We start from the raw sequence: 15,262 nt of genomic DNA on the forward strand, positions 1-15,262 counted from the left end.
AACACCGAGCTACATGCCGTTAGTGCAACTCGCTCTCTTGCCGTTCATCATCGTCTGGCAGGGGGGCGATATCCCGGTATAGCTTCTGAAACTCCCGATGCAACTCAATTCCTCGGCGAGCTCGTAAATTGCGTTGTGCGGCGCTACGCTGGCGCTGAGCATGCTCATCCACTTCCATGCCCATAAAAATATCCAGCAACTCGCTTTTGACCGAGGTAATTCGTTCGACGTTTTTCATGATCGACGTGCCTCCAGGTGAATATGCCTTCGTCCACCTGCATCTGTGGCGACTGTTGAATGATGCAGTGCGACACTTCACTTCTTACTATACCTTACTTGACAGTATGATGACGAAACTTGGCGAAATGCGTTAACGCCTTTTAAACGCACGCCTAAACATCGTTTCGCTGCCCTTTTATGCCATCACTCAGGCATACTGTGGCAAATGCTGACAAATACAGCAAAGCGCGCAGTGCAAAACGCGCGCACTGGATAATCGAGGAGCTGAACGTGAGTCGCGCCCTGTTCGATGAGATGAGACGCCGCATGGAGCACTTTCGCCGCTCCGAACAAAAAGTGGCACGCTTCGTACTGCGTAATCCTGACGAGGTTATCCACATGCGGATCGTTGACCTCGCCACCGAAGCCAACGTTAGCGAGCCTACCGTGGTGCGCTTCTGTCGCGCCCTGGGCTGTAATGGCTTTCAGGATTTTAAACTGCAGTTAGCGCAAATGCTGGCGTCTGGCAGCCAATTCGCGCAGTTCTCAATGAACGACAGTGACTCCGTTGCTGAGTTCTCACACAGTATTTTTGACTCCACGGTCGGCACCCTGCTTTCGGTACGTGACAGGCTCGATAACGACGCGCTGGGCCAAGCGGTTAATGCGCTGGCGATGGCCAATCGGGTTGAGTTTTACGGCTTTGGCGCCTCAGGCGCTGTCGCGTTTGATGCACAGCACAAATTTTTCCGTTTACAGATATCTACATCGGCCTATGCTGACCCGCACATGCAGAACATGTCGGCGGTGACCCTTAAAGAGGGCGATGTGGTGGTGGCTATTTCTCAAACGGGCCGGACCAAAGCATTGGTCGCCAGCGTACGCTTGGCCCGTGAAGCGGGCGCTACGGTGATTGGCCTGTGCCCCAGCGGTTCACCCTTGGCAGAAGAAGTCAGCCTGCCGCTGTATATTGATGTTCACGAAGATACCGAGATCTACACGCCACTCAGCTCTCGTATTGCCCACCTGGTGTTAATTGATGTGCTCGCCGTGGGCGTTGCCAAAACCCGCGGCCCCAAGCTGGCTGAGCAGCTTAAATCGGTGAAGAAAAGTCTGAATACCCTGCGCTACCCTGAAGACAACTAAATCGTCGTACGCTAACGCCTGTATGCACAGCCAGTTCACCTGCTGTGCTAAACTACCCGCCCCTTTTCGATCCGGCAGCGGCTTTTATGGACGACGTCACGGCGATACTCGATCAGCTCAACACAGCCCAGCGTGAGGCAGTCAGCGCTCCTCAGGGTAATCTTCTCGTGCTGGCCGGTGCAGGCTCCGGTAAAACCCGGGTACTGGTTCACCGGATTGCCTGGCTGATGCAGGCAGAGGGCCTGTCGCCCTATGCACTACTGGCAGTTACCTTTACCAACAAGGCTGCCCGCGAGATGCGCACGCGTCTTGAAGCCCTGCAAGGAATCTCCTTACGCCACGTTTGGGTAGGCACGTTCCACTCTATTGCTCACCGCTTGCTTCGAACCCACTGGCAGGACGCCCGGCTACCGCAAAACTTCCAGATCATTGACTCCGATGACCAGCTCCGGCTGGTGAAGCGGCTGCTCAAGGATTACGCCATTGACGATGAGCGCTTTCCGCCGCGTCAGGTCCAGAGGTTCATCTCAAGCTGCAAGGAAGAGGGCTTGCGCCCGCACCAGGTGAACGTGGACGGTGATGCCTACATGGCGCAAATGGTAGAGCTTTACGAGCGCTATCAATTGACCTGTGAACGCGGCGGGCTGGTGGATTTCGGAGAACTACTGCTTAGAAGCCTTGAGCTTCTGCGGGATAACCCGGCGCTTTTAAATCATTATCGTGAGCGCTTTGGGCACATATTGGTGGATGAGTTTCAGGACACTAACACCTTGCAGTATGCCTGGCTAAAGCTGCTGAGCGGCATGCAAACCCCCATGACCGCAGTGGGCGATGACGACCAATCCATTTATGGCTGGCGCGGCGCCAAGGTCGAGAATATTCGCCGGTTTGAGGAGGAATTCCCACAAACGCAGACGGTGCGCCTTGAGCAGAACTACCGTTCAACCAGTGCCATTCTGGATGCTGCCAATGCGCTGATCAGTCACAACAGTGACCGGCTGGGCAAGAACCTGTGGACCGATGGTATCGAGGGCGAGCCTATTTCCGTCTATGCCGGGTTTAACGACCTGGAAGAGGCGCGCTATATCGTCGACACTATCAAAGAGAAGGTCGCTGAAGGCTTTAACCGCCGTGATATTGCGATTCTCTACCGCTCCAATGCCCAGTCGCGGCTGTTGGAAGAGACGCTGATTCGTCAAGGCATGCCTTATCGCATTTACGGCGGCCACCGCTTCTACGAGCGCCTGGAAATCAAGAACGCCCTCGCCTATTTACGTTTACTGCTTAACCGCGATGACGACGCCTCGCTTGAGCGTGTGATCAACGTGCCAACCCGCGGCATTGGCACACGTACCGTGGAAATTCTGCGCCTGCGCGCGCGCGAACAGAGTATTTCACTTTGGCAGGCGCTGCATGATGCCCTTCAGGACGGTACGTTAAAGGGCCGTGCGGCCAATGCGGTACAGACGTTTGCCAACCTGATTGAGCAGTTGGATAACGACGCGGCAGGCTTAACCCTTTACGAAATTATCGACCACGTCACCGAGCACACGGGCCTGATTGAGCACCATAAGAGTGAGCGCGGAGAGAAAGGCCAGGCGCGGGTCGAAAACCTCGAAGAACTGGTCACTGCTGCCCGAGCCTTTACCCAAGGCGATGCGTTTGAAACGCCCGAGGCGGGCGAAGGCATGGCCGCTCTGGAGGCATTTCTTTCCGAGGCGGCGCTTAACGCGGGCGACCATGAAGCTGAAGAGTTTGAAGATAGCGTACAGTTAATGACGCTTCACTCTGCCAAAGGCCTCGAGTTTCCGGTGGTATTTATTGCCGGTGTGGAAGAGGGGCTGTTCCCGCATAAAATGTCGCTCGAAGAGCCGGGGCGTTTGGAAGAAGAGCGCAGGCTCTGCTACGTGGGCGTTACCCGCGCCATGCAGAAACTCTACCTGACCCACGCAGAAACTCGCCGCTTACACGGCAAAGAGGTGTTTCCGCGCCCCTCGCGCTTTCTGCGTGAATTACCGCCGCACCTGCTTGAAGAGGTTCGCCTGCGCGGCCATATCTCACGCCCGGTGACCGCCGCCCGCACCAGCTTTGCGCAGCAGCGTGTTGAAAGCGATGGTGATTTACCTGCCCTGCATGTGGGCCAACGTGTTGGCCACGCCGTCTTCGGTGAAGGCATTATTCTTAATGCCGAAGGCGAAGGCGCACGCGCCAGAGTACAAGTGAGCTTTGAAGGCGAGGGCGTTAAGTGGCTAGTGCTGGGGTTTGCCAAGCTAATCCCGCTGTAACGCCTATGTTAAGGGGAAGTGTCTTAACAGGTTGCCCAATAAAACCGGGTTAGCGCATACTGGCGAGCGGACACGTACGCTCACGCGTAACGCAATAATAATCGTATTTATTCGGAGTTATAGCCGCCATGCAACGCCGCCAATTCTTAAAAACCGCTGGCTTAGGTGCTGCCGGTGTCGCTGCCGCCCCCTTTGTAGCGACCGCGCATGCAGATGAAACGTATACCTGGGACATGGTGACCTCTTGGCCGAAGAACTTCCCGGCGCTAGGCACGGGCGCCAACGACTTCGCTCGCCGCGTTGAGCAGCTTTCCAACGGCCGTATGAAAATCCGCGTACACGGCGCAGGCGAGCTGGTACCTGCATTGGAAGTGTTTGATGCGGTATCGGCTGGAACGGCAGAGATGGGCCACTCCACGCCTTATTACTGGCGTGGCAAGCTCCCGGCTGCCCAGTTCTTTACCGCCGTGCCCTTTGGTATGTCAACGACAGAGATGAATGCGTGGCTGTATCACGGCGGTGGCCAAGAGCTGTGGGACGAGGTTTACGCCAAGCATAATCTTAAGCCGTTCGCAGTGGGCAACACTGGCCCTCAAATGGCGGGCTGGTTCAAGAAAGAGATCAACTCGCTGGACGACATGCAGGGACTTAAACTACGTTTGCCAGGACTTGCCGGTGAAGCCATGAACGGCATCGGTGTCAGCACCGTGAATATGCCAGGCTCTGAGATTTTCACCTCGATGCAAACGGGTGTTCTGGATGCCGCCGACTGGGTAGGCCCTTACAACGATATGGCGTTTGGTCTGCATCAAGTGGCCGACTACTACTACACCACGGTGTGGAACGAGCCGACCGCAACCGTCGAGACGATGATCAATCTGGATGCCTGGAATGCCTTGCCAGAAGATCTGCAGGACGTTATTCGCGAAGCAGCACGCGCATCCAACCTGGCCATGTACACGGAGTTCGCTTACCGCAACGCGCAGGCGCTAGAGACTCTGGTTGATGAGCATAACGTTCAGCTACGCGAATTCCCCGACGATGTTGTTCAGGCACTCTACGAATCCTCGCAAACCGTGATCCAAAACCAAGTGGAGGGCGATGAAGACTCACGGCGCATTTATGAGTCGTACGCTAACTTCCAGAACCTTATCCGCCCGTTTAGTGATATCGGCGAGTATGCCTACCTGAAAGGTCGTGATGCCGTTGGCGGTTAATCGCTACCCACGGTTGATAAAAAGGGCGCCCAGGCGCCCTTTTTTTGCAAACCATTGTGCAACCTGATGAAGGGTCAGCAGGCCTTAACCATGCACGGCACGGATACGACCATTATCGTCCAGAGCGACCATGACGAAACGCGCCTCAGTGACTTTTTGGCGCTCTTCAAGGCGCCGCCCATGAGGGATACGCACCCATACTTCGACATCGATCTTAAGAGAGCTGCGGCCAATTTCCTGTACATGAGTATAAACACTCACCATGGAACCCACGCGCACAGGGCTTAAGAAATCCATCGATTCGATGGCCACTGTCGCAGTACGCCCGCCGGCCTCACGACCGGCTGCCAGTTCTGCCGCCTGATCCATGTGATTAACCAGCCACCCGCCCGAAATATCGCCGTAAAGGTTGGTATCCTGTCGAGAAGCCAGTAATTTGAGTGTGAGCAGGCCTTGGGGGGCCGGAGCATCATCCAGGTCGGTTTCTAAAAGTGTCATAAGTCGGTCGCTTAATAGGGTTATTGTTGTGTGGTTGCTGCATAGCAACATAAGGCATTAGTTAATCATACGAGGGCATACGTTTGAAGCGCATTGGTTTGTCGTCAGGGAAAAAAAATCGCCTGCGTTTTACGCTTACCACGGTACTAATGCTATTCGCATCAGTTGCCTGGGGGCAACCACAACCGGTTAGCGGCACCCTGAGTGCGATTGGCTCCGACACCATGGCCGGACTCATATTGCGCTGGGGCGAGGCGCTAGCCGTGCGCTATCCAGAGATTAACGTGCAGTTTCAGGCTACTGGCTCAGCCAGCGTACCGCCAGCGCTTACGGCGGGCACTGCACGGCTTGGCCCCATGTCACGCCCCATGAATGACCAAGAGCGACAAGCGTTTATCGATCGCTACGGTTATCCACCGCTAGAGCTTAAGGTGGCCAGAGATGCGCTTATTCTGGTCGTTCATCGTCATAACCCCTTGCGGGCCATTACGCGCCAACAGGCCGATGCCATTTTCTCCACCGGCCAAGCGTGCGGCGCCGAAAAGCCGATAAGACGCTGGAGCGAATTGGCCGCCACACGCGAGTGGCCCTATGGAAATATCGCGCTGCATGGGCGTAACCTGGCATCGGGCACCTATGGGTTGTTTCAGGCCGAGGTGCTGTGTGATGGCCAGTTCCGCCCCGACATCAGCGAGCACCCGGGCTCTTCTGCCGTTGTCGCGGCCGTGGGTGAGTCGCCCAACGCCATGGGGTATGCCGGATATAAACACCTGACACCGATGGTACATGCGCTGCGCTTTGTTACCGAGGAGGGGGAAGAAATCGCACCCAGCGAGCAGGCTGTTCAGCGTAACGAGTACCCGCTATCACGCGATCTTTACCTCTACGTTAATTTACCGCCAGGTGAGTTACTACCCGCCGCCGAGCAGGCATTTTTAGCGTTTATTTTATCGGAAGAAGGCCAGCAAATTGCCCGTGCGGCGGGTTTTGTACCGCTGCCCGATGATGAACTCACAAATCAGCAACGCTGGTAGTTCACTATCATCCAATTGTCATAAAAGTGTCTTAGAGTAAGGAGAACTCACCATGCAACCCATCTTCGCGACGGCCATGCCTTCCCTATGATGTTGATATGATCCCACCTCGCGTTCCTGCTTCTTATCAGCCGCTACGCCAGTTTAAAAATCGTGTCGCCACCGGCCTTATTGCGGCGGGGGGCATCGCGGTGCTGCTCGCGATTCTGGCGATTGGCGTGTTTCTATTTTGGGAAACGCTGCCGCTGTTGGCATTGGATAAGACCTTTGCCTTCGATAAGCTCTCGCCACTGGTATGGGGAACGCTTAAAGCGGCCTTGGCGGCGACGCTCTTCGCGCTACCTATCGCCTTGGGCGCCGCCATGTACTCGGCGCTGTTCATGTCAGCACGCTTGCGCAGCCGGATTAAGCCGACTCTTGAGATGATGGAGGCAATGCCCGGCGTGGTAGTGGGATTTATTGCCGGTTTAGTACTTGCTCCATGGGTGGAGCGAAACCTGGCCAGTACGCTGGTGCTGCTGGTATGGCTACCAATCAGCGCGGGGCTTGCGGGCGTACTCTGGTACATGGCCTCGTCTCGCTGGCATCGGCGACTGCCGTTTTCCTGGGCCGGGCTATGGCTTGTACCCTGGCTTATCGGCATGGTGGCACTGGCGGTGTGGTTGACGCCCTTGCTGGAGCAACTCTTTCTGGGCGGCGATCTGCGCCGCTGGTTAGAACAACGCTGGGGCATGGACTACGTCACTCGCAATGCGCTGATTGTAGGTATCGCCATGGGGTTTGCGGTAATACCCAGCATTTACTCTCTTGCCGAAGATGCCCTTGCCGACGTCCCGCCCTCCCTGATGGAAGGCGCCCAAGCGCTCGGGGCCAGCCGCTGGCAGGCGCTATGGAAAGTCGCGCTACCAGCGGCGGGGCCGGGTATCTTTTCTGCGGTGATGATAGGTATGGGTCGTGCGGTAGGTGAAACCATGATTGTGTTAATGGCCAGTGGCAACACCGCTCTGCTGAGCGCCAGCCCCTTTGAAGGCATGCGATCAATGGCCGCCGCCATCGCGATTGAGCTCCCAGAAGCCTCCCCCGGCGGGTTTACTTATCATCACCTGATTCTAGCGGCGCTGGTACTGTTTCTATTTACGTTTTTAGTAAACACCCTGGCCGAAGCGGTGCGCTTACGTATGCGCCGCCGCTACCATAAAGTGGGGCATTACTAATGAGCCGCCTATTCGCCTCCGCTTCCAAGCATCGGCTCGATAAACTATGGCCGTGGCTATGCGCCGCTAGTGTTGCCTTGTCACTTTTAATGTTAAGCGCGTTACTTACACTATTGCTTGTTCGTGGGTTAGGCCATTTTTGGCCCGCCACGCTTGAAGAAATAACACTACGCTCGGGTAGCGTTGTTGCAGGGCAAGCTATCCGCGAAACGCCACTACCTCAGGAAGCCGGGGTTGAGCGCCTCTATTTTAAAGGTAACCGTGATGTAGACGGCGTCAGTTGGCACTGGGTAGATATCGACGATATTACCTCACGTACAACACCGCACGACCTAATCCGCCTGGAACGTGCTCCGTGGGGCAGTTTTATTGGTCGTCTGGCCGCAGTAGAAACCGCTCAACAATCGTTGCATGGCCGCGAAGCGTGGGACTATTTAAACAACGCGCTTACCCTACCGGCTAATCAGCGCCCGCCGGGGCAACTGCTACTGGTCACGGCACAGGGCGAGACGTTACGCCAATCTTTGGACAGCGTTAGCCAAGCACTGGCGCCTAACGCCATGTCCTGGTGGCAAAAAACGCACACCTGGGGCACTAACGTTTGGCAGTTTTTAAGCGAGGGACCACGCGCGGCCAATACCAGCGGTGGCGTATGGCCGGCTATTTTCGGTACTGTGCTGATGGTCATCTTAATGTCCGTAATCGTCACCCCCTTTGGCGTACTGGCCGCTATTTATCTTAATGAAATTGCCCATCAAAACCGACTAACCCGGTTAGTACGCATTGGCGTACGCAACTTGGCAGGCGTGCCTTCTATTGTGTACGGCGTATTCGGCCTTGGCGTATTCGTTTACGGCATTGGTGGCACGCTGGATAGCTGGTTCTTCAGCGATACACTGCCTTCGCCAACGTTCGGCACCGGCGGTCTTTTATGGGCCTCTTTAACGCTCGCGCTATTGACGCTTCCTGTCGTGATTGTGGCCACCGAGGAAGGGCTTGCTCGCATTCCCGACGCCCAGCGTGAGGGGGCAGTAGCGCTGGGGGCCACCCGTCTGGAAATGCTAACGCGTATTGTCCTGCCCATGGCTACTCCTGCCATGCTAACTGGCGTTATTCTCGCTATCGCCCGCGCCGCAGGCGAAGTCGCTCCGCTTATGCTGGTGGGAGTTGCCAAGTTAGCTCCGCAAATGCCGGTCGACGGTGAGTTTCCTTATGTGCATCTGGAACGCAAATTTATGCATCTTGGCTATCATCTATTTGATACTGCTTTTCATGGCGAGGATGTACAGGCCGCTATGCCTCTGGTTTACGCCACGGCGCTCCTTTTAGTGGTTATTATTTTGGTGCTTAACCTAACTGCCATATTTCTGCGTCATTATTTTAGGCGCCAACGAGGAAGCGAATGCTAGCGTCATTAGATATAGCCAATGCCCCACAGGCGCCGGTGACGCACTTTTCATCCGAGCACTGCGCCTTGAGTATCGACCAATTTAACCTCGCCTATGCGGGGAAATCGGCGTTGCGTAATTTAACGTTGAGTGTGCCACGCCACCGGGTAACGGCCTTTATTGGGCCTTCAGGCTGTGGCAAGTCAACACTGCTACGTGCCATTAACCGGTTACATGACCTTAACGAGAGCGTGGAGCACAGTGGGCATATTCAGCTTGAAGGGCAAGATATTTACGCCGCGCAGATGAACGTGACCGAGCTACGCCGCCGGGTAGGTATGGTGTTTCAAACGCCCAATCCGTTTCCCATGTCGATCTATGAAAACGTCGCTTTTGGCTTGCGTTTACAGCATCGCCTACCCAAGCGGCAACGCGATGACATTATCGAGTGGGCGCTGACCTCAGCAGCCCTATGGGATGAGGTAAAAGACCGCCTGCATCGTTCGGCGTGGCAGCTATCAGGTGGTCAGCAGCAGCGCTTGGTCATCGCTCGAACGCTAGCCGTTCAACCGGATGTGCTACTACTGGATGAGCCGGCATCAGCGCTTGATCCAATTTCAACGCTGAAGATTGAGGAGCTGATTCGTAACCTTAAATCACAGCTAACCCTTATCCTTGTCACCCACAATATGCAGCAAGCCGCACGGGTCTCCGATTATACGGCCTTTCTACACAACGGAGAGCTGGTTGAGTACGGCCCTACCGACCAGGTCTTCACTAATCCGCGTTTACAGCGCACCGAAAACTACATCACCGGCCGCATGACGTAGTCGTCAATCATCAGGCCTAACTCACCCAACATCAGGAGTGCTCAATGGATATTACGAGCGATACCCACAGCCAGCATATCTCGCGCCAGTTCAACCAGGAGCTGGAAGAGCTAAAAACCCACCTGATGGCCATGGGCGGCCTGGTGGAAAAACAGGTTCAGGATGCCGTATTCGCCCTACTGGAAAACGATACCCGCTTGGCTGAAAAAGTGCGCGATAACGACCAGCAAGTGAACGACCTTCAGCTGCAAATTGATGAAGAGTGCACCCGTGTATTGGCACGCCGCCAGCCTGCAGCATCAGACTTACGCCTGGTGCTTGCCGTTATTCGCGCCACTTCAGATCTTGAGCGTATCGGCGATGAAGCCAGCAAGATTGCGCGTAATGCAATCCTGATCAGCGAAAACAACAGCACGGTTCGTGGCTTAATTGAAGTTCGCCATATCAGTGAACATGTACGTAAAATGCTGCGCGATGCGCTGACAGCCTTTGCCCGTTTCGATACCGACTTGGCGATGAAGGTAGTGCGTGAAGATGAGTCGGTCGATGATGAGTACGGCAGTGCCATGCGCTCATTGATGACCTTCATGATGGAGGATTCGCGCTCAATTAGTTCAATACTCAGCATTATGTGGGTGCTGCGCGCGTTGGAACGCGTCGGCGACCATGCCGACAACCTGGCGGAGTACGTTGTGTATCTCGTGAAGGGGCTCGATATTCGACATAGCGACCTGGATACCGTCGACCAGAGGGTAACGAAAAAGCCTTGACCCATGAGGCATTTCCTCTTGCAATACGTCTGGGCGGACACCCGCCTGGACGTTTGTATTGATGAGGACTGCTTGAATGTTGGATGCAATAACAGCGCTTAGCCGAGGTACGCGGCTGGTCTATCAAAAAGGCCTGCGGCGTTATATTTTTCTTCCTATCCTCGTCAATATTATTGTTTATGCCGCCATGTTCAGCTTTGTGATTACGCGCTTTTCGGGCTGGATTGATCACTGGATGACATTAGTGCCTGCTTGGCTGGATTGGCTCTCCTGGCTGATCTGGCCGCTGTTTGTGGTTAGCCTTATTGTCATTGTATTTTTCACCTTTACCCTGATAACAAGCTTTATTGCGGCGCCGTTTTACGGCTTTTTAGCGGCTAAAGTGGAAATTCAAGAAACAGGCCGTATACCGCTGGATGATCGCGGGCTGACCAAAACGGCGCTTGATGCGCTAGGCCGAGAGCTGGTCAAACTCGCGTATATCGCCCCACGCGCCATTGCCCTCTTTATCATCAGCTGGATTCCAGGGCTCAACCTCTTTGCGCCGATTCTATGGGGGCTGTTCTCCGCATGGGTAATGGCCATTACCTATCTGGACTATCCTATGGATAATAATAAAGTCTCGTTCAAGGATATGCGTCAACGGCTTTCCAGGCGCTGGTGGCAAAGCCTCAGCTACGGCGGGCTCGTGACTCTGGTTACCTGGATACCGCTTGCCAATCTTTTTCTGATTCCGGGGGCCGTAGCGGGAGCCGTACTCATGTGGGACCAATATTATCGTACGGCAAATGAGCTTACGATCCAGCGGCCCTCATAACACCTGAAAAGCCATGCTTTTTTCTACGCTTTTAGACGCGAAACCCCGCTTTAACGGGTTTTTTAATGCTTTCAGTAGTGGTTTACCAGTCCAGGCTATCGCCTTCTTTGTGATTTAACTCGGTCGATTCGAACGAATGGGTGTTACGACGCTGGGTGCCATCCTGATCCCGCTGCCGCTGGCTTGACGGTGCATAGTTGCCGTTCATATGATCACGCTGACTATGGTTAAGCTCACTGGGTGAGTAGTGAGGACTAGACGTGCTAGTGGATTGCGGCATGTCGATGACATCGCTGCCGACTGCACGATCTTTAGTACGCTCAATAGAGCTTTGGGCAAAAGCTAGCGGGCTTGCAATCAAACCGATAGAAATACCTAAAACACCTGCCGTTTTTAAAACTGCTTTAAATGACATAACGCTCTCCTGATGTGGGGTGCCGCTCACCTGTCTTGGCTATTATCACACTAACGTAAATACCATTGCACTGAAGGGTGAGAAGCGATCAGTGTCTTTGACTGCAAGATTATGGTCCAAGTGCCCAAACGTCCCAAATTCGTGAAATGCTGAATGATTAAAAATATTTTTAAACACGACCACACAAATAAAGCTATCCAAGTAAATAACAAGCTAACATTTTTTTAGTGTTGGCACAGCACCATGGTGAACAAGCTAAAAAGCTCGTTATCAACCTTTGCGTTTAAAAAGCATGAAAGGGGTCATCACGCCGTGGGACAAGAGAATCGTGAAAAAAACTATTATGAGCGGGTGTAATGTTAAAAAAACGTAGATAGGGGGGGTTCAGTTTTAAAACCAGCCAAACACGACTGCTCATCAAAGGCTACATAACAAGATTAGGCCCTGCCATGGCAGGGCCCTAACCTCGCATCTATGGACAATAACTAGCGCTAGCTTCCACTCCTTTTGCGGGACTCCAACCTTGGAATTTACCCTGACTAACGCTCTGATTGTCGCTTGATTCAATCCATGAATCGGTGAGCATCCATGCGATGGGACATCCTTATCCCGTGCTCGTTCCTAAACTGTAGTACAAATTTTTAGCGCTGAGTGTTTAAACCGCTGGTCACTGATCTTGACCAGTGGTCACAGAGCTATTTTGCTCAGGCAGGTCGCTCGGCTCAAATGACGTATCGCCGCCACCTGTTACGCCCGTTGGACCACCATCCATCGACTCATTATGAGTTTCATGTTGAGAAGAACCTGCACCGGGGCGAGTAGTATCGCCTGCGCTTTCACCGTTCATATCTGAGAGCTCGTCTGCATCATAGGTAGATGCATCACCACCTGCTCCTGTACCAGATGATTGCGGCTGCACGGGTTCTTCATCAGCAGTAATATCATGGCTCGGATCTACTGGCTCTTGGGCAAAAGCGAAGGGGCTTGCCAGTAAACCGAATGTTACACCTAAAATCCCAGCTTTCTTGAGTAGTTCCTTGGACATCATGTTCCTTCTCCTCGATCGCTGTTGATACCGCTTACCTTAAGGAAGTGCCTTCCTGGCGTACCATTTCCTGCGGTAATCTTCCTTGCCCAGCTTAATGCAGATGTGATGCCAAAAAACAAAAATAAAAAAATATTTCTTATTAATAAACAACTTAAAACAAATACCGCGTGCCAATCATGCTCGCTGATCGTGTATAAGGGACCACCATAACTGACTAAAAATGACACATGAGCAGACTTGAACCATAGATGACTTGTCCATATGGCACGCTTGGATAAAGGTTATACAGAAGACCAGGAAGGAGGCTAGGAGGTAGCAGCCAGCCGAGTGGCGGGGAAAGTACAGCGAAATAGCGAACCTTCGCCAGGGTGCGATTCAACCTGAAGCTGAGCATCATGGCGCAGCAGGATATGCTTAACGATGGCAAGACCAAGCCCAGTACCGCCTGTCGCGGTACTCCGGCCTTTATCAACCCGATAAAAGCGCTCCGTTAGCCTGGGGAGGTGGACAGGATCGATGCCCTCTCCATCATCTTCTACTTCTATACATCCGCTTCCATCTTCCATGGGCGCCCAGCGCAGTATAATTTGGCTACCCTCTGGGGTATATCGCACCGCATTGAAAGCCAGGTTAGAAATGGCGCTACGTATTTCCTGCTCGCTCCCTATGAGCTGGGCGTCACTTTCAATAGCAACACGGACAACATGCTTACGGTGCGATAGCGCCAATGCATCCTGGCAGACGCTATTAAGCAATTGCTCAACCGACAGCGCCTGATGGTCTTGCCCGCCTTGATCAATTTCCAAGCGTGACAAAAGCAGCAGGTCGTTAACCAGATTTTGCATGCGCTGCGTCTGGTCCTGCATTTGCTCGATCCCCCTGCCCAAGCGAGGCGGAAGCTGCTCAGCCAAGTCACCATAGGTTTCGAGGTAGCCAGAAAGAACAGTAAGCGGCGTACGCAGCTCATGGGAGACGTTGGCCACGAAGTCTCTGCGCATCTGCTCAAGGCGGTGCAAACGAGTGATATCCCGCGCCATCACCAGGCGCTCATCGTCGCCATACAAGGTAATTTGGTATTGCAGAATGCTGCGCTCATCAATGGGTGAGGTCAGCGTAAGCGGTTCGCTGTAATCGCGGGCGTTGAAGTAGCTGATAAAGCGTGGGTCACGCAACAAATTGGTAATGTGCTGGCCACGATCGTGCGCGGTTTGTAGGCCCAGCATATCCGTCGCTGCACTGTTCCACCACTCCAAATCACCGTGGCGGTCGAGCATTACCACGCTGTCGCGCATGGCCTCTGAGGATTCCTGGATACGCGCAAGCGTAGACCGCAATCGACCTTGTGTAATGCGCTGGCTTTTTTGGTAGCGGTAAAGACGATCAAGCAAATCCCCCCACATGCCACCCGCAGCCGGGGGCTCGTTATGAGGATTAAGGGTTAACCATTGAAAGAGGACGCGCAGTTGGCGTAAATGGTAAAAAAGGCAAACGGCCAACCCGGTTGCCAAACCAAGGCCCGCTGAACCTAATAGCCACCCCAGGCAAACACCTATGGTCGCTAACCAGGCAATACGCCAAAGCTCACGGCTCCATAGGCGCACAGTTACACCCGGGCTGAGAAACGATAACCGGTACCCCGTACCGTCTGAATCAGGTTTTGGTGCACATCGCCTAACGCCTTACGCAAGCGCCGAATATGTACATCCACTGTGCGTTCTTCAACATACACATTGCCGCCCCATACCTGGTCCAGCAGTTGGCTGCGTGTATAGGCTCGCTCCTGGTGGGTCATAAAGAACTGCAGCAGGCGATATTCAGTGGGCCCCATTTCCAGCGCCTTGCCATGCGCACTAACACGGTGGCTGACGGGGTCGAGTAGAAGGCCGTTAATTTCGATGGGGTCTTCTACGCCACGTGGGGTGGTGCGTCGCAATACGGCTTTCAAGCGCGCGACCAACTCACGGGGCGAGAAGGGTTTGGTGATATAGTCGTCCGCGCCCGCCTCAAGGCCTTGAATCTTATTGTCTTCCTCACCCTTGGCGGTGAGCATAATAATCGGCATTTCGGCGGTTGCTTCTTCACGCTTAAGGCGTCGCGCCAACTCAATACCACTGGTGCCTGGCATCATCCAATCCAGAAGCAGTAAGTCAGGCTGATGGTCAACGACTAACGCGTGGGCATCCTGGGCGTTATCCGCTTCAAGCACGCGATAGTCAGCCATTTCCAGCGCCACTGCGATCATTTCGCGAATAGGTGCTTCATCATCGACAATCAAAACGGTCTTGGCGGTCATTCCAGGGCCTCACGGTGCTCAATGAAAGGTAATTCAATGACATCTCAGTGACAATAACACCATGACTTGATGACACTTATATGACAAT

At 54.0% G+C, this 15,262-nt stretch carries 15 protein-coding genes; 9 read left to right on the forward strand and 6 right to left on the reverse strand.

Features of this window, described 5'->3' with window-relative positions:
• Positions 1-19 precede the first annotated feature (19 nt).
• Complete coding sequence (locus tag ACT3T6_RS06145; RefSeq protein WP_087110325.1) at positions 20-238, reverse strand: PA3496 family putative envelope integrity protein; 219 nt, start codon at positions 236-238, stop codon at positions 20-22.
• A gap of 272 nt (positions 239-510) precedes the next feature.
• On the opposite strand from ACT3T6_RS06145, the gene hexR reads away from it, so the two are divergent.
• The 3 genes from hexR (at position 511) to ACT3T6_RS06160 (ending at position 4,867) form a co-directional block, all read left to right on the forward strand.
• On the forward strand, positions 511-1,365 hold the full coding sequence (gene hexR / locus ACT3T6_RS06150) for a transcriptional regulator HexR (RefSeq protein ID WP_087111253.1): 855 nt from the start codon (positions 511-513) through the stop codon (positions 1,363-1,365).
• 86 nt (positions 1,366-1,451) lie between these two features.
• Complete coding sequence (gene uvrD / locus ACT3T6_RS06155) at positions 1,452-3,650, forward strand: DNA helicase II (RefSeq protein WP_192526821.1); 2,199 nt, start codon at positions 1,452-1,454, stop codon at positions 3,648-3,650.
• 128 nt (positions 3,651-3,778) lie between these two features.
• Positions 3,779-4,867, forward strand: a complete 1,089-nt coding sequence (locus ACT3T6_RS06160; protein ID WP_172116804.1) for a TRAP transporter substrate-binding protein — start codon at positions 3,779-3,781, stop codon at positions 4,865-4,867.
• An 84-nt stretch (positions 4,868-4,951) separates the two neighbouring features.
• Here ACT3T6_RS06160 and ACT3T6_RS06165 read toward each other — a convergent pair whose 3' ends face one another.
• Positions 4,952-5,365, reverse strand: a complete 414-nt coding sequence (locus ACT3T6_RS06165) for an acyl-CoA thioesterase (RefSeq protein ID WP_087110319.1) — start codon at positions 5,363-5,365, stop codon at positions 4,952-4,954.
• 83 nt (positions 5,366-5,448) lie between these two features.
• Between ACT3T6_RS06165 and ACT3T6_RS06170 the strand changes: the two genes are divergently transcribed.
• The 6 genes from ACT3T6_RS06170 (at position 5,449) to cysZ (ending at position 11,418) form a co-directional block, all read left to right on the forward strand.
• Entirely contained in the window at positions 5,449-6,399 is a 951-nt protein-coding gene (locus ACT3T6_RS06170; RefSeq protein ID WP_412767871.1) for a PstS family phosphate ABC transporter substrate-binding protein, read from the forward strand.
• A gap of 98 nt (positions 6,400-6,497) precedes the next feature.
• On the forward strand, positions 6,498-7,613 hold the full coding sequence (locus ACT3T6_RS06175; protein ID WP_193054063.1) for an ABC transporter permease subunit: 1,116 nt from the start codon (positions 6,498-6,500) through the stop codon (positions 7,611-7,613).
• Entirely contained in the window at positions 7,613-9,022 is a 1,410-nt protein-coding gene (pstA, locus tag ACT3T6_RS06180) for a phosphate ABC transporter permease PstA (RefSeq protein WP_193054064.1), read from the forward strand. The genes ACT3T6_RS06175 and pstA overlap by 1 nt, the downstream gene beginning before the upstream one ends.
• Positions 9,016-9,831, forward strand: coding sequence for a phosphate ABC transporter ATP-binding protein PstB (gene pstB / locus ACT3T6_RS06185; RefSeq protein WP_192526819.1), 816 nt, complete (start codon positions 9,016-9,018; stop codon positions 9,829-9,831). The genes pstA and pstB overlap by 7 nt, the downstream gene beginning before the upstream one ends.
• A 44-nt stretch (positions 9,832-9,875) precedes the next feature.
• Positions 9,876-10,601: a phosphate signaling complex protein PhoU gene (gene phoU / locus ACT3T6_RS06190; protein ID WP_192526818.1), complete on the forward strand. Its 726-nt coding sequence runs from the start codon at positions 9,876-9,878 to the stop codon at positions 10,599-10,601.
• Positions 10,602-10,677: 76 nt separating this feature from the next.
• Positions 10,678-11,418, forward strand: coding sequence for a sulfate transporter CysZ (gene cysZ, locus ACT3T6_RS06195; protein ID WP_172116799.1), 741 nt, complete (start codon positions 10,678-10,680; stop codon positions 11,416-11,418).
• A gap of 82 nt (positions 11,419-11,500) precedes the next feature.
• Here the strand turns inward: cysZ and ACT3T6_RS06200 are convergent, their stop codons facing one another.
• The 4 genes from ACT3T6_RS06200 to phoB all read right to left on the reverse strand — a co-directional run bounded on the left by ACT3T6_RS06200 (position 11,501) and on the right by phoB (position 15,174).
• Positions 11,501-11,833, reverse strand: coding sequence for a hypothetical protein (locus ACT3T6_RS06200; protein ID WP_192526817.1), 333 nt, complete (start codon positions 11,831-11,833; stop codon positions 11,501-11,503).
• Positions 11,834-12,500: 667 nt separating this feature from the next.
• A complete protein-coding gene (locus ACT3T6_RS06205) occupies positions 12,501-12,881 on the reverse strand; it encodes a hypothetical protein (RefSeq protein WP_192526816.1) in 381 nt (126 codons plus the stop codon).
• 305 nt (positions 12,882-13,186) lie between these two features.
• The gene (phoR, locus tag ACT3T6_RS06210; protein WP_192526815.1) at positions 13,187-14,482 is read right to left on the reverse strand and encodes a phosphate regulon sensor histidine kinase PhoR; all 1,296 of its coding nucleotides are present in this window, start codon (positions 14,480-14,482) and stop codon (positions 13,187-13,189) included.
• Between the two features lie 2 nt (positions 14,483-14,484).
• Entirely contained in the window at positions 14,485-15,174 is a 690-nt protein-coding gene (gene phoB, locus ACT3T6_RS06215) for a phosphate regulon transcriptional regulator PhoB (protein ID WP_087110299.1), read from the reverse strand.
• Positions 15,175-15,262: the final 88 nt, after the last annotated feature.

The organism is Halomonas sp. 72 (assembly GCF_052379785.1).
In the GTDB taxonomy this organism is placed as follows: domain Bacteria; phylum Pseudomonadota; class Gammaproteobacteria; order Pseudomonadales; family Halomonadaceae; genus Vreelandella; species Vreelandella citrativorans.